The organism is Streptomyces sp. NPDC006516 (assembly GCF_040611875.1).
Classification (GTDB): Bacteria; Actinomycetota; Actinomycetes; order Streptomycetales; family Streptomycetaceae; genus Streptomyces.
The window spans coordinates 123,568-141,219 of record NZ_JBEXPD010000010.1; the positions used below are offsets into that span (position 1 = coordinate 123,568).

Here is a 17,652-nt window from a genome sequence, read left to right on the forward strand (position 1 = left end):
TCGCTCCATGTAGCAGGCGCCCGTGCGATGCCGCGGCGCCGCCGGTTCGGGTGCCTTGCGGCTCCCTCCCGTAGGTTCCGGATACCCGTGTGGGAGTCCGGCCCCAGGGCTCGCCACAGTACTCCATTCGGGCCACCAGGGTGGACGGCGCGCCGTCCAAGTTCTCACCGGGTACGGGAGTTGGGTACCCCGCTGTCGGTGACATGCCCGTGGCGCGTGTGCTGCTTCACAAAATCTCCAGAAACGGAACTATCTGATTCGCTCAAATGTCCCTTCCTGGTGCAAGGTGGGGTAGTTGTCGAGCAGGGGCTGATCATGGTTCAGGAGCCGCAGAGTGATGCGGAACGCAAGGAAAGGCGCATAGATCTGAGCCTGCCGCAGGTGGCGGGCAGCGCGGTCGCCGCGGTGGCGGCGGCGGTGATGGCCTCGCAGCTCGGTGTGTACGGGACGATCGCGGGCGCGGGCGTGATGAGCGTGGTGGCCACCTGTGGGGGATCCGTCTTCCAGCACTTCTTCCGCCGCACGGGCGAGCAGATCCGCGAAGTCACCGTCCAGGTGAAGCACCCGGCGGGCCGTCAGGTCACGGTGCGCACGCGGGAGACGACGTCCACGCCCCGGCGGCCCGAGGACGACGCGACGACGGTGCTGCGCGCGGTGGATCCCGGCGCGGACCCCACCACGGTGCTGCGCGCGGTGGATCCCGGCGCGGACCCCACCACGGTGCTGCGCCGCGCCCGGCCCGGTGATCCGGACGCGACGAGGCTGCTCAGGCAGGTCCCCCAGGACGCGGGCTCCGGCGGCCCGCACTCCGGTGCGCCGGGCCCCGGGGGAGCGCTGCCGGGCGACGACGCCTACTCCGACGCCCGTACGCACGGCACCCGCGTCCGGGGATGGAAGCGCTCGGCTCTCGCCGCCACCGGCGTATTCGTCCTGTCCATGGCAGGAATCACCGTCTACGAACTGGCTTCCGGGCACGACCTCGGGGGCAACGGCGGCACGACCGTCGGTTCCGTGGTGCGCGGCGACAGCGGTGCGGGGGCGACCTCACCCGAACCCTCGTCCGACACGGGCGGCACCGGCGAGGAGGGGAACGGCGACGACGACGGGGGCCGGCCGGACGGAGGGGAGGCGACCACGCCCGGTACGGACCCGGGGGACGGCCGGAGCGCACAGCCCGGCACCACCGGTGGCGACGGCTCGACGGTGGATCCCACCCCCACGCCTTCCGCGTCCGACGGTGCGACACCGGAGCCCACCGCCCCCGCGACACCTGGCGAGGGCGCGCCGTCGGTCGCGCCGGACCCCACGTCGACCGACGGGGCCCCGGCCCAGGAGGAGAGCGCGGCAGGAGCGGACGCGGAGCGGTGACCGGCTGTCCGGCCGATCCGCCCCCGGCTCAGCCGCGGCGCCGGCCCCCTCGCGGCGAGGCGGCCGGCGCCGGCACGGTCAGTCCCCGAGCACCCGGCGCAGATAGTCGTTGGCGAACAGCCGGTCCGGGTCGAGCCGGTCGCGCAGTGCGGTGAACTCGCCGAACCGGGGGTAGCTCCCGGCCAGGGCGGCGGCGTCCCGGGTGTGGATCTTGCCCCAGTGCGGCCGGCCGTCGTAGCCCGTCATGATGCGCTCGACGGCGGTGAAGTACGCCTGGTAGGGCGTGCCCCGGTACATGTGCACCGCGATGTAGGCGCTCTCCCGGCCCGAGGCGGTGGACAGCGTGATGTCGTCCGCCGGAGCCGTGCGCACCTCGACGGGGAAGCTGATCCGCAGCGGCGAGCGCTCGACCATGCCCTTGAGTTCGCGCAGCGCCTCGACCGCGGCCTCGCGCGGCAGGGCGTACTCCATCTCGACGAACCGCACCCGCCGGGGGCTGGTGAACACCTTGTACGGGATGTCGGTGTACGTGCGCGCCGACAGGGCGCGGCTGGAGAGCGCGGCTATGGAGGGGATGGCGGCGGGGACCGCCCGGCCCACCGAACACGCGACCTGGAAGATCCCGTTGGAGAGCAGTTCGTCCTCGATCCAGCCACTGACCCGGCCGGGAGGGGCCGCGGGGCCCGCGCTGCGGTTGTTGCGCTTGGTGTTGCAGTTCCCGGTGTGCGGGAACCAGTAGAACTCGAAGTGCTCGTTCTCGGCGACCAGCTGATCGAAATCCGATGTGACCCGGTCGAAGGACATCGGCTCCTCGCGGGCCGTCAGGAGGAAGACCGGTTCCACCGCGAGGGTGAGGGCGGTGACCACGCCGAGTGCCCCGAGCCCCACACGAGCCGCGGCGAAGACGTCCGGGTGCTCGTCGGGGGAGCAGCGCAGCACCGTGCCGTCGGCAGTGACCAGCTCCAGGGCACGTATCTGGGCGGCGATCGAGGCGGAGTCCCGGCCGGTGCCGTGGGTGCCCGTGGAGGTGGCCCCGGCGACCGTCTGTTCCATGATGTCGCCCATGTTGGTGAGGGAGAGCCCCTCGCGGGCGAGCGCGGCGTTGAGCCGCTTCAGCGGGGTGCCCGCCTCGACCGTGACGGTCATGGCCGTACGGTCGATGTCCCGGATGCCGGTCAGCAGGTCCGGGCGCACGAGGACCCCGGAGGTGGCGGCGGTCGCCGTGAACGAATGTCCGGTGCCCACGGGCTTGACGGTCAGACCGTCCTCGGACGCCCTGCGGAGCACCTCGGCGAGCTCGCCGACGGAGGCCGGGGACGCCACGCGCGCGGGCCGGGCACTGACATTGCCCGCCCAGTTACGCCACGTGCTCGTCGTCCGTGCGTAGGTGTCGGTCATCTTCCCCGCGCCCTCCCCTAGGAGCCGGCCCCGCGAGCCGGCGATACCCCAGGAACGCCACCGCGGCCGCGAGCGCTCCCGCCACGGCGGGCACCGCGTACCCCGCCTCGGCCCCCGAGGCGTCGACCACCCAGCCCGCGGCGGAGGAGCCGAGCGCCACTCCGACCGCGAGGCCGGTGCTGGTCCAGGTCATGCCCTCGGTGAGCTGCGTGCGCGGTACGTGCTGTTCGACGAGGGCCATGGTGGTGACCATCGTCGGTGCGATGGCGAGGCCCGCGACAAAGAGCGCCACGGCCAGGAACGGCAGGCTCCCGGCCAGTTGGAGGGGGATCATACTCACGGCCATCGCGCACACCCCCACCAGCCACCGGGTGGACGCCTTGCCCCGCAGGTGCAGCAGCCCGAAGACGGCACCCGCGAGACAGGAACCGAGCGCGTAGACCGCCAGCACGAGGCTCGCCGCCGCCTTGTGGCCGAGCTCCTCGGCGAAGGCCACCGTCACCACGTCCACCGCCCCGAAGATCGCCCCGGTGGCGACGAAGGTGACCACCAGCACCTGGAGCCCGGACGAACGCAGCGCCGATCCGCCCGTGTGGTGCTCCTTGGGGTGCGGCCTGGGCTCGGTGGCGCGCTGGGCCGTCAGCCAGAAGACGCCGATCACCAGGAACACGCCGGCGATCAGCGGCCCGGCCTCCGGGAACCAGGCGGTGGACAGGCCGATGGAGAGGATCGGCCCGAAGATGAAGCACACCTCGTCGACGATCGACTCCCAGGAGTACGCGGCATGCAGCTGCCGGCCCGAGCCCCGGTAGATCTCCGCCCAGCGCGCCCGGACCATCGAACCCACACTGGGGACGCAGCCGGCGCCCGCCGCGAAGACGAACAGCGTCCAGTCGGGCAGCCGCTGCTGCGCACACACCAGCAGCCCCGCGACCGACGCGGCGGCGAACAGGGTGAAGGGGCGCAGCACACGGCGCTGCCCGTGACGGTCGACCAGCCGGGACACCTGCGGCCCCATGACCGCCGCCGCCATGGCGAGCGTCGCCGACAGCGCACCTGCCAGCCCGTAACGGCCGGTGAGCTGGGAGATCATCGTGACGACGCCGATCCCCATCATGGACAGCGGCATCCGCCCGAAGAATCCGGCCGCCGAGAATTCCCGGGCGCCGGGGGCGGCGAAGATGGCGCGGTAGGGGCTGGGCAAGGGAGAGCTCCGGTGAAGCCTGACAGGTGTACGGGTGGCCGATACAGCTTACGGGCGCCCGTCGCGCGTCCATGACGCGCCGACGGCGGGTGCCGGGCTGTCGGAGGCGGGTGGCAGGATCGGGTGCATGTCCGATCTGCGCGGTCCCGCTCCTTACGACGCTCTGCTGCTGCTCTCCTTCGGTGGTCCCGAAGGTCCCGACGACGTGGTCCCGTTCCTGGCGAACGTGACCCGTGGCCGGGGCATCCCCGAGGAACGGCTGAAGGAGGTCGGAAAGCACTACTTCCTCTTCGGCGGCGTGAGCCCGATCAACGCGCAGAACAGGGCCCTGCTCGACGCCCTGCGCACGGGCTTCGCCGACCACGGCCTGGAGATCCCCGTCTACTGGGGCAACCGCAACTGGGCTCCGTACCTCACCGACACCCTCCGCGAGATGGTCGCCGACGGACGTCGGCGCATCGCCGTGCTCGCCACCAGCGCCTACGCCTCGTACTCCGGCTGCCGCCAGTACCGCGAGAACCTCGCGGAGTCACTGTCCGCGCTGGAGGCCGAAGGGCTCCCCGTGCCCCGGGTGGACAAGCTGCGGCACTACTTCAACCACCCCGGCTTCGTACGGCCCATGATCGACGGCGTGCTGGACTCGCTGGCCGGCCTGCCCGAGGACGTGAGGGCGGGTGCGCACCTCGCGTTCACCACGCACTCCATCCCGACCTCCGCGGCCGACACCTCCGGGCCGGTGGAGACGCACGGCGACGGCGGCTCCTACGTGGCCGAGCACCTGGACGTCGCCCGGCTGATCGCCGAGGCCGTGCGCGAGGAGACCGGTGTCGACCACCCCTGGCGGCTCGTCTACCAGTCGCGCAGCGGTGCACCGCACATCCCCTGGCTGGAGCCCGACATCTGCGACCACCTGGAGACGCTGCACGGCGAGGGCGTCCCCGCGGTCGTGATGGCGCCCATCGGCTTCGTCTCGGACCACATGGAGGTGCTGTACGACCTCGACACCGAGGCCACGGCGAAGGCGGCCGAGCTGGGGCTGCCGGTGCGCCGGTCGGCGACGGTGGGCGCCGACCCCCGGTTCGCCGCGGCCGTGCGTGAACTCCTCCTGGAGCGCGCCGCCGCCGAGCTGGAGCGCCCGGTCGCGCCGTGCGCCCTGGGGGCCCTCGGCCCCTCCCACGACCTCTGCCCGGTCGGCTGCTGCCCGGCCAGGGCCCCCAAGCCGGCCGCCGCGGGAGCCGACAGCCCCTTCTGACCCCTGCCGCCCCGGGGCCGGACCAGCCGCCGTCCCCGGGCGCGCAAGCCCGCCCGTCCCCGCCGTCCGCGTGAGCCGCCAGCCCGTCCGGCCCCCGCGACACCACCTCTGGAGCGCTGTGACCGACCCCCTCCTGCCCGAACTGCTCGACCTCGCCCTGGAAGCGGCCCGCCGCGCCGGAGCCCTGCTGCGGGACGGCCGTCCCGCCGACCTGGGGGTGGCCGCGACGAAGTCCAGCCCCATCGACGTGGTCACCGAGATGGACATCCGGGCGGAGAAGCTGATCACCGGCTACCTCTCCGAGCACCGGCCCGCCGACGGCTTCCTCGGCGAGGAGGGGGCGAGCGCCGAAGGCACCAGCGGCATCCGCTGGGTCATCGACCCGCTCGACGGCACGGTGAACTACCTCTACGGCCTGCCCACCTGGTCCGTCTCCATCGCCGCCGAGCGCGACGGCGAACGGGTCGTGGGGGTGGTGGAGGCCCCCATGCGGCGCGAGACGTTCCACGCGGTCCTCGGCGGCGGCGCCTACGGCAACGGACAAGCGCTGCGCTGCCGCCCCACGGCACCCCTCGACCAGGCACTCGTGTCGACCGGTTTCAACTACGTCACCGAGGTGCGCACCCACCAGGCGGCCGTCGCCCAGCAGCTGATCCCGCGGCTGCGCGACATCCGCCGCGGGGGATCCGCCGCCATCGAGCTCTGCGACGTCGCGGCCGGCCGGCTCGACGGCTACTACGAGCGCGGGCTGCACCCGTGGGACGTGGCTGCGGGCGATCTCATCGCACGCGAGGCCGGCGCGCTCACCGGGGGCCGGCCCGGCCTGCCCGCCGACGACGACCTCACCGTCGCCGCGACCCCCGGTGTGTTCGAGCCCCTGCAGGCGATGCTGGAGGAACTGGGCGCCTGGCACGACTGAGGCCCCCTCCCGGCGGCCCTGACGGTGCCGTGGGGAGCGCCGTGACGCGAGAAGGCCCCGGGAGTGCCAGTGCGGCTCCCGGGGCCTTCTCGTGGCGGCTCAGACGCTTGTGGCGCTGATTTCCACGCCGTGCTCGGCCGCGAGACGGTGCAGGTCGTCGAGCTCGCCCTGCTCGACGTCCGCGAGGAAGTCGTCGCCCGTCTCGCGAGCCCTGGTGAGGTCGGACTCGGTGGTCTTGATTCGTTGCAGCAGACCTGCGGTGAAAGCGTCCATGTAGCGCCCCCTCATCGTGGGTCGGTGGCACGGGGGTGTGCCCGGAGATCCCCGGCCCTGCGCCGGGTGCGGGTGATCACGCAGTCCCTCTGGATGCGGGACGGGCTGTGGTGCGCCCCATGCAGGGCGTGATCGCGGGTGTGAGGTCGTCCTCCCCGTGGGCGGCTCGCGAGAAACCTCAACTTGCATAGGAATCCGATCAATTCCCCGGAGTGGCGGCCGTCCCCGCGTCGTCTTACCGCCGGTTTATGCGCGTTACGGGCAGGATGGACGCGCACAGTCGGTGCCGCTGACGTGCAGCGAGCGGCCGGAACGAGGGCCGCTCGCCGTATTTCTGGATCTAGGGAAGGACTGCGCCGTGCGCGTACTCGTCGTCGAGGACGAGCAGCTGCTCGCCGATGCGGTGGCCACCGGACTGCGCCGGGAGGCCATGGCCGTCGACGTCGTCTACGACGGGGCCGCGGCTCTCGAACGCGTCGGTGTCAACGACTACGACGTCGTCGTGCTGGACCGGGACCTCCCCCTGGTGCACGGGGACGACGTCTGCCGGAAGATCGTCGAGCTCGGCATGCCCACCAGGGTGCTCATGCTCACCGCGTCCGGCGACGTCAGCGACCGGGTCGAGGGCCTGGAGCTCGGGGCGGACGACTACCTGCCCAAGCCCTTCGCCTTCAGCGAGCTGACCGCACGGGTGCGCGCCCTGGGACGCCGTACGACCGTCGCGCTGCCGCCCGTGCTGGAACGGGCCGGGATCAAGCTGGACCCCAACCGCCGCGAGGTCTTCCGGGACGAGCAGGAGATCCAGCTCGCCCCGAAGGAGTTCGCCGTGCTCGAGGTCCTGATGCGCAGCGAGGGCGCGGTCGTCTCGGCCGAGCAGCTGCTGGAGAAGGCGTGGGACGAGAACACCGACCCGTTCACCAACGTCGTGCGGGTGACGGTCATGACCCTGCGCCGCAAGCTGGGCGAGCCACCTGTCATCGTCACCGTCCCCGGCTCCGGCTACCGGATCTGAGGGCGTGATGGCAGCCTCTCCGAGGCCTGTGAAGGCACCCCCGAAACCGACATGGGAACCCAAGGCCCAGGAATCCCCGTACCCCTGGCTGCGCCCGACCATCCGGATACGGCTCACGCTGCTGTACGGCGGCATGTTCCTGATCGCGGGCATCCTGCTGCTGTCGATCATCTACATGCTGGCGGCGCAGGCGCTGCACGACGCCGGCGGGCTGGAATTCCAGGTCAAGGGCACGAACGTCCAGATCTCCAGCGACATGTGCCCCCAGCTGGCCTCGGCACTGAACAACACCCAGCTCAACGAGATGATCAAGGACTGCACCGCCGCCCAGCGGCAGCACGCCCTCGACAGCCTCCTGAACAGGGCGTTGCTGGCCCTCGTGGGACTCAGCATCATCGCCTTCGCGTTCGGCTACGCGATGGCGGGCCGCGTCCTGTCCCCGCTGGGCAGGATCACCCGCACCGCCCGCAGGGTGGCCGGGACGGACCTGACCCGGCGGATCGAGCTGGACGGGCCCGACGACGAGCTCAAGGAGCTCGCCGACACCTTCGACGAGATGCTGGACCGCCTGGAGCGGGCCTTCACGGCCCAGCAGCGGTTCGTGGGGAACGCGTCGCACGAGCTGCGCACGCCACTCGCGATCAACCGCACGCTGCTGGAGGTCCATCTCTCCGACCCGGAGGCCCCCACGGAGCTCCAGCAGCTCGGCAAGACGCTCCTGGCCACCAACGAGCGCAGTGAGCAGCTGGTGGAGGGGCTCCTGCTGCTGGCCCGCAGCGACAACCAGATCGTCGAACGCAAACCCGTGGACCTGGCCGAGGTGGCCGGCCGTGCCATCGACCAGACCCGGTCGGAGGCGGCGGGCAAGGACGTCGAGATCCGCGGTGAGCGTGCCCCCGCGGTGGTCCAGGGCAACGGCGTGCTCCTGGAGCGCATCGCGCTGAACCTCGTGCAGAACGCCGTGCGCTACAACGTGGCGGAGGGCGGCTGGGTGGAGGTCACCACCGAGCTCCAGCACGGTCAGGCGCTCCTGGTGGTCTCGAACACGGGTCCCGTGGTCCCCGCCTACGAGATCGACAACCTCTTCGAGCCGTTCAGGCGGCTGCGTACGGAGCGCACGGGCAGCGACAAGGGGGTCGGGCTCGGCCTGTCGATCGCGCGGTCCGTCGCGCGGGCGCACGGAGGCCGTATCATCGCGGAGCCCCGCGAGGGCGGTGGTCTCGTGATGCGCGTCACCCTGCCGGTCTGAGAGGCTTCACGGTGTGAAGCCGCATTGGATCGCTCTGTTCGCTTTGGGCGGAATTTTAGAACCTGAACACCGTTCCGTCCCTGTGTGATCGATCACAGGCGCGATTTCCCGTCCCTCCACTCTCCGTGATCACATCTGAGCTCGAAAGCCTGGAAACGTCCGGGTTTCCGGGGGTCGATATCACGGGAAGTACACGGGGTGGCGCCCGTGAAGTGCAGCAAACGGACCGTGTACGGTCCCCATCGCCACCCAAGCTGATCGCTCACGAGAGATCCGGTTGGGTGTCGATTGAGTAACAGACCTTGATGTGAGGCAAAATCTCCGCCTCAGGTCGGGCACAAGTCCGGCCTCTCACGCGTTACGTGCGCTGAGACACCGCAGACACCCATGAGGGGGAGAGCGACATGGCAACGGATTACGACACCCCACGCAAGACCGACGACGACGTCGATCAGGACAGCTTGGAGGAGCTCAAGGCTCGTCGGAGCGACAAGACGGCATCCGCCGTCGACGTCGACGAGTTCGACGCGGCAGAGGGACTGGAGCTGCCCGGCGCAGACCTGTCCAACGAAGAGCTCGCCGTGCGGGTCCTGCCCAAGCAGGCCGACGAGTTCACCTGCATGAGCTGCTTCCTCGTGCACCACCGCAGCCAGCTGGCACGAGAGAAGAACGGCCAGCCCATCTGCCGCGACTGCGACTGAGGCCGGCCGGCCGTGGCAGGCGACACACCGTTGTGGAAGCGGCGCTTGCGGCGTACGAAGTCGTCGGAGGCGCATCAGGGCGGCACACGCCCGGCAGAGGGCACCAGCCCCACTGCCGAGCACAGGACCGCCCTGCCGGCCTCCCCCGGCGCATCTGACGACGAGCGGGGCCTTCCGGCCTCGCTCGAAGCAGTACGCGCCGCGGGCTCCCCGGAGCCCGGGCAGGACGGCCCGGACGGGTCCCCGAAGGGAACCGGACGGCTGAACACACTGAAACGGGGCGTGCTCAAGAGCAGGGAGAGCGCCGTCGCGGCGGTCGGCGTGGTGGCCGACCGGATCATCGACATCGCGCCCCGAGTCCCCGTGCGGGACCTCGCCACCCTGCGCAGACAGTTCCCGGGGCTCGGCCCCGAAGAGCTCGCCGACAAGCTCGTCGCGGGCGCCTGCAAGGCCACGGCGGCCGTCGGCGCCGGCATCGGGGCGGCGGCGATGATGCCCGTACCCCCCGCCATGCTCGCGGAGCTCGCGGCCGAGATCACGGGCGTCGCGGCCGTGGAGATGAAGCTCGTCGCCGAACTCCACGAGGTCTACGGCCGACGGCCCCCTGGCAATCTGGGGCAGCGCAGCACCGCGTATCTGACCTCCTGGACGGAGGAGCGCGGGATCGACGTCTCCCGGCCCACCACGCTCAACGCGGCTCTGGGCGGGCAGATGAAGCGTGAGCTGCGCCAGCAGATCATGAAGCGCACCGTGCGCGACCTGCCGAACCTCATCCCGTTCATGATCGGGGCCGCCGTCGGCGCGATGATGAACCGGCGGGACACCAAGAAGCTCGCCGACCGGGTCAGGAACGACCTGCGGCGCGAACAGGTCTCCTGGGACCGGCTCGCGGAGCTCCCGCCGCTGGAACAGCCCGCAGAGCCCGCCAAGGAGCTGCCCAGGGGCCTCGAAGACCCCGACGGCGGCTGAACCCTCAGGCGGCGACGGGCGCGAGGGCCGCGGCCAGGGCCTGTGGCTCCCTCGTCGACAGGTAGACGTACGGCGTCGGGTCGGCCGGGTCCGTGACCTCCACCCGCACCGCCGTCGCGATGTAGCTGCGCAGCAGCATGTGGGCGCGCGGGTCCGCCTTGTACGAGCGCCAGGCGCGCGCCTCCTCCCCGTCCAGCACCTCGACGTCTCCGAGTGCTTCCAGCGGGATCCGGGCATCGCCCGCGACGAGCGCTCCGGCCACGACCCTGATGCGCGCCGAGCCGTAGGAACTCACGCCCGCGCACGCCGCGGCGGTCCCGGCGACCAGGCCGCCGAGCATGGGCAGGAGGCCGAGGGGCAGGAGCATCAGCGCACAGGCGACGCCGATCCCGAAGGCGATGAGCCACCAGCTGCGAGGCGCGGTGAGACGTTCGTCGAAGGGAGGTGCGGAAGGCTGCATGAAACCAAGCTTGGCACGGCGCGACCCGTGGCCCGGCGCGCGGGTAAGGTCTGCGCCTGTGAGTGGAACATCTGCACGTCTGACACCCCCGGCCGGAGCGGCGAAACCGGTCCGCCATCCCGACGCCCCGGCCCCCGGTGAGCTCCTCGGCGCCCACTACGAACACTGTTTCGGCTGCGGCGGGGGACAGCCCCACGGGCTGCACCTCCAGGCGCGGGCCGGAGAGGGCGTCGACGTCACCGCCGAGTTCACCGTGAAGGCCGCCCACCAGGGCGCTCCGGGGCTCGCGCACGGGGGCGTCCTGGCCACGGCGATGGACGAGACGCTCGGCTCACTGAACTGGCTGCTGCGGGTGATCGCGGTGACGGGACGGCTGGAGACCGACTACGTGCTGCCGGTGCCGGTGGACACGGTGCTGTTCCTGGAGGCCGAGGTCACCGCTGTGCTCGGCCGGAAGATCTTCTGCCGCGCCACCGGGCGGATCGGGGGCCCCGAGGGACCGGTCGCGGTCCGGGCGGAGGCGCTCTTCATCGAGGTCAAGGTGGACCACTTCATCGACAACGGACGGCCGGAGGAGATCCAGGCGGCGATGTCCGACCCGGACCAGGTCAGGCGTGCCCGAGCCTTCGAGGTGAACCCGTGACGCGCAACCCCGTCGACGTACTCATCCGCCGGACCGACCCGGACGTGCCGATTCCGTCCTACGGGCACCCGGGTGACGCCGGTGCCGATCTGGTGACCACCGAGGCCGCCGAACTCGCCCCCGGAGAACGGGCGGTGCTCCCCACCGGCGTGTCCATCGCCCTGCCGGACGGGTACGCGGCCTTCGTGCACCCGCGCTCCGGCCTCGCGGCCCGCTGCGGAGTGGCTCTCGTGAACGCCCCAGGGACGGTTGATGCCGGGTACCGTGGGGAGATCAAGGTCATCGTGGTCAATCTCGATCCGCGCGAGACCGTGAGGTTCGAACGGTTCGACCGGATTGCCCAACTGGTCGTCCAGCAGGTCGAGAAGGTGCGCTTCCACGAGGTGACGGAGCTCCCCGGCTCGGCGCGTGCCGAAGGGGGCTTCGGATCCACCGGCGGTCACGCCGCTGTGGACGGCGTCACGGGCGGTAACACCCAGGGTGGGAACAGCTACGCTTCGGTCGTATCCGACCGGGAAGGACGTTGACGTGTTCGGACGTCGCAAGAACAGTGGTTCCGCCGAGGACACGGCGGACGAAGCGCGCGAGGCCGAGCAGGTCGCCGACGAGCTCGACGACGCCGGGACCGGCAGCGGCTCGCGCCGTGCGAACCTGCCTCCCGCGCCCCGCCCCGACGGGCCGTGGGACATCTCCGAGGTCTCCCAGCCCGGCGAGGGCCGGGTGGACCTGGGCGGCATCTTCGTGCCCGGGGTCGAGGGCATGGAGCTCCGGGTGGAGGTCGCCGGCGACGCGATCGTCGCGGCCACGGTCGTGCTGCGCGACAGCGCGGTGCAGCTGCAGGCGTTCGCAGCCCCCAAGCGCGAGGGCATCTGGGGCGAGGTGCGCGAGGAGATCGCCTCGGGCATCACCCAGCAGGGCGGGATCATCGACGAGGTCGAGGGCCCGCTGGGCTGGGAGCTGCGCGCGCAGGTCCCCGTGCAGCTCCCGGACGGGAAGAACGGCGTACAGCTGGTGCGCTTCGTCGGCGTCGACGGGCCCCGCTGGTTCCTGCGCGGAGTGATCTCCGGCCAGGGCGCCGTGCAGCCGGAGGCCGCCGGACTGCTGGAGACGATCTTCCGCGACACCGTCGTGGTGCGTGGCGACGGCCCGATGGCCCCGCGCGACCCGATCGTCCTCAAGCTGCCCAACGACGCCCAGATGGTGCCGGAAGGCGTGCAGCAGGAGGACCAGGAGAGCTCGAAGTTCTCCGGTGGCATGGGCCAGCTCCAGCGCGGTCCCGAGATCACCGAGGTGCGCTGACCGCGCCCAGGACCGCACACGCGGGGCCGGCGGGCCGTGCCCGGACAGGGACGCGGCCCGCCGGCCCCGCGCATCGCTCCACCGGGTGGCACGCGCCCCCCGGCCCCGCGCATTGCCTCGCCGGGCGGCACGCGCACATACTGGCGGCTGCCGAGAGAGCGGTACGCACGGCCGCGTACGCACGGGGGAGAACGATGACACGCAGCACCGGCGCGCAGAGCGGCACCACCCTGGCCGGGAGCCCGGCCGACGGCCCCATGGTGCGGGTCGAGGACCTGCACCGCTCGTACGGGACCGGAGCCGCAGCCGTGCACGCGTTGCGTGGCGTCTCCTTCGAGATCCCGCGCGGCGAGCTCGTCGCGCTCAAAGGGCGCTCGGGGTCCGGCAAGACGACCCTGCTCAACCTGGTCGGCGGCCTCGACACCCCGGACAGCGGCCGGATCACCGTAGGCGGAACCGACCTCTCCGGGCTCGGTGAGGACGGGCTCCTGGGACTGCGCAGGGACCGTATCGGCTTCATCTTCCAGTCCTTCGGCCTGATCCCGATCCTCACGGCGGCGGAGAACGTCGGCGTACCCATGCGACTGCGCGGGACCGACCCGGGCGAGCGTGAGGACCGGGTGGCACTTCTGCTGTCCCTGGTGGGCCTCGGCGACCACGCCCAGCAGCGCCCCGGCGAGCTCTCCGGCGGCCAGCAGCAGCGGGTCGCCATCGCCCGCGCGCTCGCGAACCGGCCCGCGCTCCTGATCGCCGACGAGCCCACCGGGCAGCTCGACGCGGAGACCGGACTCGCTGTCATGCAGCTCCTGCGGGCCGTCGTCCGCAGCGAGGGCGTCACCCTCCTCGTCGCCACCCACGACCCCCAGCTGCTCGGCTTCGCCGACCGGGTCCTGGAGCTCAGCGACGGGCACATCGTCGAGCACGCCTAGGGGCACGCCCCGGTGCGGGGCAGCACCCGGCCGCATCAGAATCCTGTCAAGACGGATCCCGCGTCCGCCCCTGACCCCATATGCCGGAAATTCTCGGGGTAACTTCGAGACGGGCTTCCGCAGCTGCGGAAGCCCGTGCAGAGAAGACAATGGGGCCATGGCGCGCGGCAAGCTTCGGATCTACCTGGGTGCGGCACCCGGCGTCGGCAAGACGTACGCGATGCTCTCCGAGGCCCATCGCCGTGTGGAACGCGGCACCGACTGCGTGGTCGCGTTCGTGGAGCACCACGACCGCCCCCGCACCGAGGTGCTGCTGCACGGCCTGGAGCAGATCCGCCGCCGCGAGATCGAGCACCGCTCCGCCGTCTTCGCCGAGATGGACGTCGACGCCGTACTGGAGCGCGCGCCCGCCGTCGCGCTGGTGGACGAGCTGGCCCACACCAACGTGCCCGGCTCGCGCAACGCCAAGCGCTGGCAGGACGTCGAGGAGCTCCTGAAGGCCGGCATCGACGTGGTCTCCACCGTCAACATCCAGCACCTGGAGTCCCTCGGCGACGTCGTGGAGTCGATAACCGGCGTGCGGCAGCAGGAGACCATCCCCGACGAGGTCGCCCGGCGGGCCGACCAGATCGAGCTCGTCGACATGTCGCCCGAGGCGCTGCGGCGCCGCATGGCCCACGGGAACATCTACCAGCCCGACAAGGTGGACGCGGCCCTGTCGAACTACTTCCGCCCCGGCAACCTCACCGCCCTGCGTGAGCTGGCCCTCCTGTGGGTCGCCGACCGGGTCGACGAGTACCTCCAGCAGTACCGGGGCGAGCACGGCATCAGCGCCCCCTGGCAGGCCCGCGAGCGCATCGTCGTAGGGCTCACCGGCGGACCCGAGGGCCGCACCCTCATCCGCCGCGCCTCCCGGATGGCCGCCAAGGGCTCCGGCAGCGAGATCCTCGCGGTCTACATCGCCCGCAGCGACGGACTGACCTCCGCCTCGCCCAAGGAGCTCGCGGGCCAGCGCACCCTCGTCGAGGACCTGGGCGGCACCTTCCACCACGTCATCGGCGACGACATACCCATCGCCCTCCTCGCGTTCGCCCGGGGCGTCAACGCCACCCAGATCGTCCTCGGGTCCAGCCGCCGCAAGACCTGGCAGTACATCTACGGCCCCGGGGTGGGCGCCACCGTCGCCCGGGAGTCCGGCCCCGACCTGGACGTCCACATCGTCACCCACGAAGAGGTCGCCAAGGGACGAGGGCTGCCCATCGCCCGGGGCGCCAGACTCAGCCGCACCCGGATCATCTCGGGCTGGCTCGCCGGTGTCGGCGGACCGGCCCTCCTGACGCTGCTCCTGCACGGTATGGAGAACGGGCCGGGCCTCGCCAACGACGTCCTGCTCTTCCTCTTCATGACGGTCGCCGCCGCCCTGCTCGGCGGCCTGACCCCCGCCCTCGCCTCGGCGGCCGTCGGCTCCCTGCTCCTGAACTACTGGTTCACCCCGCCCACCCACACCCTGACCGTGCAGGACCCGGAGAACTTCGTCGCCATCGTGATCTTCTTCGCGGTGGCGGTCGCGGTCGCCTCCGTCGTCGACCTCGCGGCCCGCCGTACCCACCAGGCCGCCCGGCTGCGCGCCGAGTCGGAGATCCTCTCCGCCCTCGCCGGGAGCGTCCTGCGGGGCGAGACGGCCCTGGACGCCCTGCTGGACCGGGTGCGCGAGACCTTCGGCATGGAGTCCGTCGCCCTCCTGGAGCGGCAGAGCGACGTCGAGCCGTGGACCTGCGCGGGCTTCGTCGGGCCCGCGCCGGTGGCCCGGCCCGACGACGCGGACGTGGACATGCCTGTCGGCGACCACATGGCCCTGGCCCTCTCCGGCCGGGTCCTGCCCGCCGAGGACCGCCGGGTCCTCGGCGCCTTCGCCGCGCAGGCCGCCGTCGTGCTCGACCGCCAGCGCCTGGTCGGCGAGGCGGAGGCGGCCAGGCGGCTGGCCGAGGGCAACCGCATCAGGACCGCCCTCCTCGCCGCCGTCAGCCACGACCTGCGTACCCCGCTGGCCGCCATCAAGGCCGCTGTCAGCTCCCTGCGCTCCGACGACGTCTCCTGGTCCGATGAGGACGAGGCGGAGCTCCTCGCGGGCATCGAGGACGGCGCCGACCGCCTCGATCACCTGGTAGGCAACCTGCTCGACATGTCCCGCCTGCAGACCGGCACGGTCACCCCGCTGATCCGTGAGATCGACCTCGACGAGGTCGTCCCGATGGCGCTCGGCGGCGTACCGGAGGGCAGCGTCGACCTCGACATCCCCGAGACGCTGCCCATGGTCGCCGTGGACCCCGGGCTGCTGGAACGGGCGGTCGCCAACATCGTCGAGAACGCGGTCAAGTACAGCAACGGCCGTGAACGCGTCACCGTCGCCGCCAGCGCCCTCGGCGAGCGTGTCGAGCTGCGGGTGGCCGACCGGGGCCGCGGGGTCCCGGACGAGGCCAAGGAGCGCATCTTCGAGCCCTTCCAGCGGTACGGTGACGCCCCGCGCGGCGCCGGGGTCGGTCTCGGGCTCGCCGTCGCCCGCGGTTTCGTCGAGTCCATGGGCGGCACGCTCGGCGCCGAGGACACCCCCGGCGGCGGGCTCACCATGGTCCTCACGCTCACCGCCGCGCCGGGGCAGGTGCGCCCCGGCTCCCTGCCTCCCGCGCAGGTCACGTCATGAGGTCCCCGGGGCGCACCCACGCCCCGTACACGTATTCCGGAAAGGCAGGTCCGCGATGACCCGGGTGCTCGTGGTCGACGACGAGCCGCAGATCGTGCGTGCCCTCGTGATCAACCTGAAGGCGCGCAGGTACGAGGTGGACGCGGCGCCCGACGGGGCGACCGCCCTGCAGCTCGCCGCGGCCCGCCACCCCGACGTGGTCGTCCTCGACCTCGGGCTGCCGGACATGGACGGCGTCGAGGTGATCAAGGGCCTGCGAGGCTGGACCCGCGTGCCGATTCTCGTGCTCTCCGCCCGCCACACCTCCGACGAGAAGGTCGAGGCCCTGGACGCCGGAGCCGACGACTACGTCACCAAGCCGTTCGGCATGGACGAACTGCTGGCACGGCTGCGCGCAGCCGTGCGCAGGGCGGAGCCGGTCGGCCCCGACGGCGCCGACGACCAGGTGATCGTCGAGACCGAGGGCTTCACCGTCGACCTGGCGGCGAAGAAGGTCCAGCGCGAAGGCCGCGACGTACGCCTCACTCCCACCGAGTGGCACCTGCTGGAGGTCCTCGTGCGCAACGCGGGCCGGCTCGTCAGCCAGAAGCAGCTGCTCCAGGAGGTCTGGGGGCCTTCGTACGGCACCGAGACCAACTACCTGCGCGTCTACATGGCCCAGCTGCGCCGCAAGCTCGAGGCGGACCCCTCGCACCCCCGGCACTTCGTCACCGAGCCGGGGATGGGCTACCGCTTCGAACGCGGGAAGCAGGTTCCCGAATGAGCCCGGTGAGCGGGGTTCCCGGCACGGGGCGTCACTCGTTCGAGTGAGACCCCCGCCACCCCGCCCCTGACACAGGAGACCGGTACCCTTCGGGTATGACCGCTGTTCCCCGATTCGAGAAGCCCGGCAGGACGGACAAGCCGTCCGGCCGCTTCCGCCGCATGCTCGACCGGCTGTCCAGTTCCCAGGAGGATCTGGAGTCCGAGGAGCTGCGGGAGGACGCGCACGCTTCGGGGTGCACGCGCATCTCCGAGTGCTCGGACCGACAGATCGTCAAGGTGACTGGTACCTTGCGGACCGTCACCCTGCGCCCGCGGGCAGGAGTCCCCGCCCTGGAGGCGGAGCTCTTCGACGGCACCGCGCCGCTCGACGTGGTCTGGCTGGGCCGGCGATCCATCGTCGGCATCGAGCCGGGCCGCAAGCTCATAGCGTCGGGCCGCATCGCCATCAGCCACGGTCGCCGGGTGCTGTTCAATCCCAAATACGAACTCCGACCGCTCGGCAAGGAGTAG

18 protein-coding genes are annotated in these 17,652 nt (G+C 71.8%); 14 read left to right on the forward strand and 4 right to left on the reverse strand.

Annotated features, from left to right (window positions below):
• Positions 1-315: 315 nt before the first annotated feature.
• Positions 316-1,368 carry a hypothetical protein gene (locus tag ABZY45_RS24905; protein WP_356743125.1) on the forward strand — a complete coding sequence of 351 codons (1,053 nt, stop codon included), beginning with the start codon at positions 316-318 and terminating at the stop codon, positions 1,366-1,368.
• A gap of 78 nt (positions 1,369-1,446) precedes the next feature.
• Here the strand turns inward: ABZY45_RS24905 and ABZY45_RS24910 are convergent, their stop codons facing one another.
• Together ABZY45_RS24910 and ABZY45_RS24915 are read right to left on the reverse strand one after the other, a co-directional pair.
• Positions 1,447-2,766: a D-arabinono-1,4-lactone oxidase gene (locus ABZY45_RS24910; RefSeq protein ID WP_356743127.1), complete on the reverse strand. Its 1,320-nt coding sequence runs from the start codon at positions 2,764-2,766 to the stop codon at positions 1,447-1,449.
• Complete coding sequence (locus tag ABZY45_RS24915; RefSeq protein WP_356743129.1) at positions 2,726-3,970, reverse strand: MFS transporter; 1,245 nt, start codon at positions 3,968-3,970, stop codon at positions 2,726-2,728. The genes ABZY45_RS24910 and ABZY45_RS24915 overlap by 41 nt, the downstream gene beginning before the upstream one ends.
• Positions 3,971-4,097: 127 nt before the next feature.
• Here ABZY45_RS24915 and ABZY45_RS24920 point away from each other — a divergent pair, with 127 nt between their 5' ends.
• Positions 4,098-5,222, forward strand: a complete 1,125-nt coding sequence (locus ABZY45_RS24920) for a ferrochelatase (RefSeq protein WP_356743130.1) — start codon at positions 4,098-4,100, stop codon at positions 5,220-5,222.
• Positions 5,223-5,340: 118 nt separating this feature from the next.
• Positions 5,341-6,141, forward strand: coding sequence for an inositol monophosphatase family protein (locus ABZY45_RS24925; protein ID WP_356743132.1), 801 nt, complete (start codon positions 5,341-5,343; stop codon positions 6,139-6,141).
• 99 nt (positions 6,142-6,240) lie between these two features.
• Here the strand turns inward: ABZY45_RS24925 and ABZY45_RS24930 are convergent, their stop codons facing one another.
• Positions 6,241-6,414 (reverse strand): hypothetical protein, encoded by a 174-nt coding sequence (locus ABZY45_RS24930; protein WP_167359495.1) that lies wholly within the window; start codon positions 6,412-6,414, stop codon positions 6,241-6,243.
• A 358-nt stretch (positions 6,415-6,772) separates the two neighbouring features.
• On the opposite strand from ABZY45_RS24930, the gene ABZY45_RS24935 reads away from it, so the two are divergent.
• The 4 genes from ABZY45_RS24935 (at position 6,773) to ABZY45_RS24950 (ending at position 10,345) form a co-directional block, all read left to right on the forward strand.
• Positions 6,773-7,426, forward strand: coding sequence for a response regulator transcription factor (locus ABZY45_RS24935; protein WP_014153613.1), 654 nt, complete (start codon positions 6,773-6,775; stop codon positions 7,424-7,426).
• Between the two features lie 7 nt (positions 7,427-7,433).
• On the forward strand, positions 7,434-8,675 hold the full coding sequence (locus ABZY45_RS24940; protein WP_356743134.1) for an ATP-binding protein: 1,242 nt from the start codon (positions 7,434-7,436) through the stop codon (positions 8,673-8,675).
• A 404-nt stretch (positions 8,676-9,079) separates the two neighbouring features.
• On the forward strand, positions 9,080-9,376 hold the full coding sequence (locus tag ABZY45_RS24945; RefSeq protein WP_003965732.1) for a DUF4193 domain-containing protein: 297 nt from the start codon (positions 9,080-9,082) through the stop codon (positions 9,374-9,376).
• A gap of 12 nt (positions 9,377-9,388) precedes the next feature.
• Positions 9,389-10,345 (forward strand): hypothetical protein, encoded by a 957-nt coding sequence (locus ABZY45_RS24950; protein WP_356743135.1) that lies wholly within the window; start codon positions 9,389-9,391, stop codon positions 10,343-10,345.
• A 4-nt stretch (positions 10,346-10,349) separates the two neighbouring features.
• Here ABZY45_RS24950 and ABZY45_RS24955 read toward each other — a convergent pair whose 3' ends face one another.
• Complete coding sequence (locus tag ABZY45_RS24955) at positions 10,350-10,805, reverse strand: DUF3093 domain-containing protein (RefSeq protein WP_356743137.1); 456 nt, start codon at positions 10,803-10,805, stop codon at positions 10,350-10,352.
• Between the two features lie 58 nt (positions 10,806-10,863).
• Between ABZY45_RS24955 and ABZY45_RS24960 the strand changes: the two genes are divergently transcribed.
• The 7 genes from ABZY45_RS24960 to ABZY45_RS24990 all read left to right on the forward strand — a co-directional run bounded on the left by ABZY45_RS24960 (position 10,864) and on the right by ABZY45_RS24990 (position 17,652).
• On the forward strand, positions 10,864-11,448 hold the full coding sequence (locus tag ABZY45_RS24960; RefSeq protein WP_356743139.1) for a PaaI family thioesterase: 585 nt from the start codon (positions 10,864-10,866) through the stop codon (positions 11,446-11,448).
• Positions 11,445-11,975, forward strand: a complete 531-nt coding sequence (gene dut / locus ABZY45_RS24965) for a dUTP diphosphatase (RefSeq protein ID WP_356743141.1) — start codon at positions 11,445-11,447, stop codon at positions 11,973-11,975. The genes ABZY45_RS24960 and dut overlap by 4 nt, the downstream gene beginning before the upstream one ends.
• A gap of 1 nt (position 11,976) precedes the next feature.
• Positions 11,977-12,747 carry a DUF3710 domain-containing protein gene (locus ABZY45_RS24970; protein ID WP_356743143.1) on the forward strand — a complete coding sequence of 257 codons (771 nt, stop codon included), beginning with the start codon at positions 11,977-11,979 and terminating at the stop codon, positions 12,745-12,747.
• Between the two features lie 194 nt (positions 12,748-12,941).
• A complete protein-coding gene (locus tag ABZY45_RS24975; RefSeq protein ID WP_356743145.1) occupies positions 12,942-13,676 on the forward strand; it encodes an ABC transporter ATP-binding protein in 735 nt (244 codons plus the stop codon).
• Between the two features lie 157 nt (positions 13,677-13,833).
• Entirely contained in the window at positions 13,834-16,377 is a 2,544-nt protein-coding gene (locus ABZY45_RS24980) for a sensor histidine kinase KdpD (protein WP_356743147.1), read from the forward strand.
• Between the two features lie 55 nt (positions 16,378-16,432).
• On the forward strand, positions 16,433-17,140 hold the full coding sequence (locus ABZY45_RS24985; protein ID WP_356743149.1) for a response regulator: 708 nt from the start codon (positions 16,433-16,435) through the stop codon (positions 17,138-17,140).
• Between the two features lie 95 nt (positions 17,141-17,235).
• Positions 17,236-17,652, forward strand: coding sequence for an OB-fold nucleic acid binding domain-containing protein (locus tag ABZY45_RS24990; protein ID WP_356743151.1), 417 nt, complete (start codon positions 17,236-17,238; stop codon positions 17,650-17,652).

What these genes read in the sequence shown, in the direction of transcription:
- ABZY45_RS24905 (WP_356743125.1), top strand. Translation starts at nt 316, where the DNA reads ATGGTTCAGGAGCCGCAGAGTGATGCGGAACGCAAGGAAAGGCGCATA.
- ABZY45_RS24910 (WP_356743127.1), bottom strand. Translation starts at nt 2,766, where the DNA reads ATGACCGACACCTACGCACGGACGACGAGCACGTGGCGTAACTGGGCG.
- ABZY45_RS24920 (WP_356743130.1), top strand. Translation starts at nt 4,098, where the DNA reads ATGTCCGATCTGCGCGGTCCCGCTCCTTACGACGCTCTGCTGCTGCTC.
- ABZY45_RS24930 (WP_167359495.1), bottom strand. Translation starts at nt 6,414, where the DNA reads ATGGACGCTTTCACCGCAGGTCTGCTGCAACGAATCAAGACCACCGAG.
- ABZY45_RS24940 (WP_356743134.1), top strand. Translation starts at nt 7,434, where the DNA reads ATGGCAGCCTCTCCGAGGCCTGTGAAGGCACCCCCGAAACCGACATGG.
- ABZY45_RS24945 (WP_003965732.1), top strand. Translation starts at nt 9,080, where the DNA reads ATGGCAACGGATTACGACACCCCACGCAAGACCGACGACGACGTCGAT.
- ABZY45_RS24955 (WP_356743137.1), bottom strand. Translation starts at nt 10,805, where the DNA reads ATGCAGCCTTCCGCACCTCCCTTCGACGAACGTCTCACCGCGCCTCGC.
- ABZY45_RS24975 (WP_356743145.1), top strand. Translation starts at nt 12,942, where the DNA reads ATGACACGCAGCACCGGCGCGCAGAGCGGCACCACCCTGGCCGGGAGC.
- ABZY45_RS24980 (WP_356743147.1), top strand. Translation starts at nt 13,834, where the DNA reads ATGGCGCGCGGCAAGCTTCGGATCTACCTGGGTGCGGCACCCGGCGTC.
- ABZY45_RS24985 (WP_356743149.1), top strand. Translation starts at nt 16,433, where the DNA reads ATGACCCGGGTGCTCGTGGTCGACGACGAGCCGCAGATCGTGCGTGCC.
- ABZY45_RS24990 (WP_356743151.1), top strand. Translation starts at nt 17,236, where the DNA reads ATGACCGCTGTTCCCCGATTCGAGAAGCCCGGCAGGACGGACAAGCCG.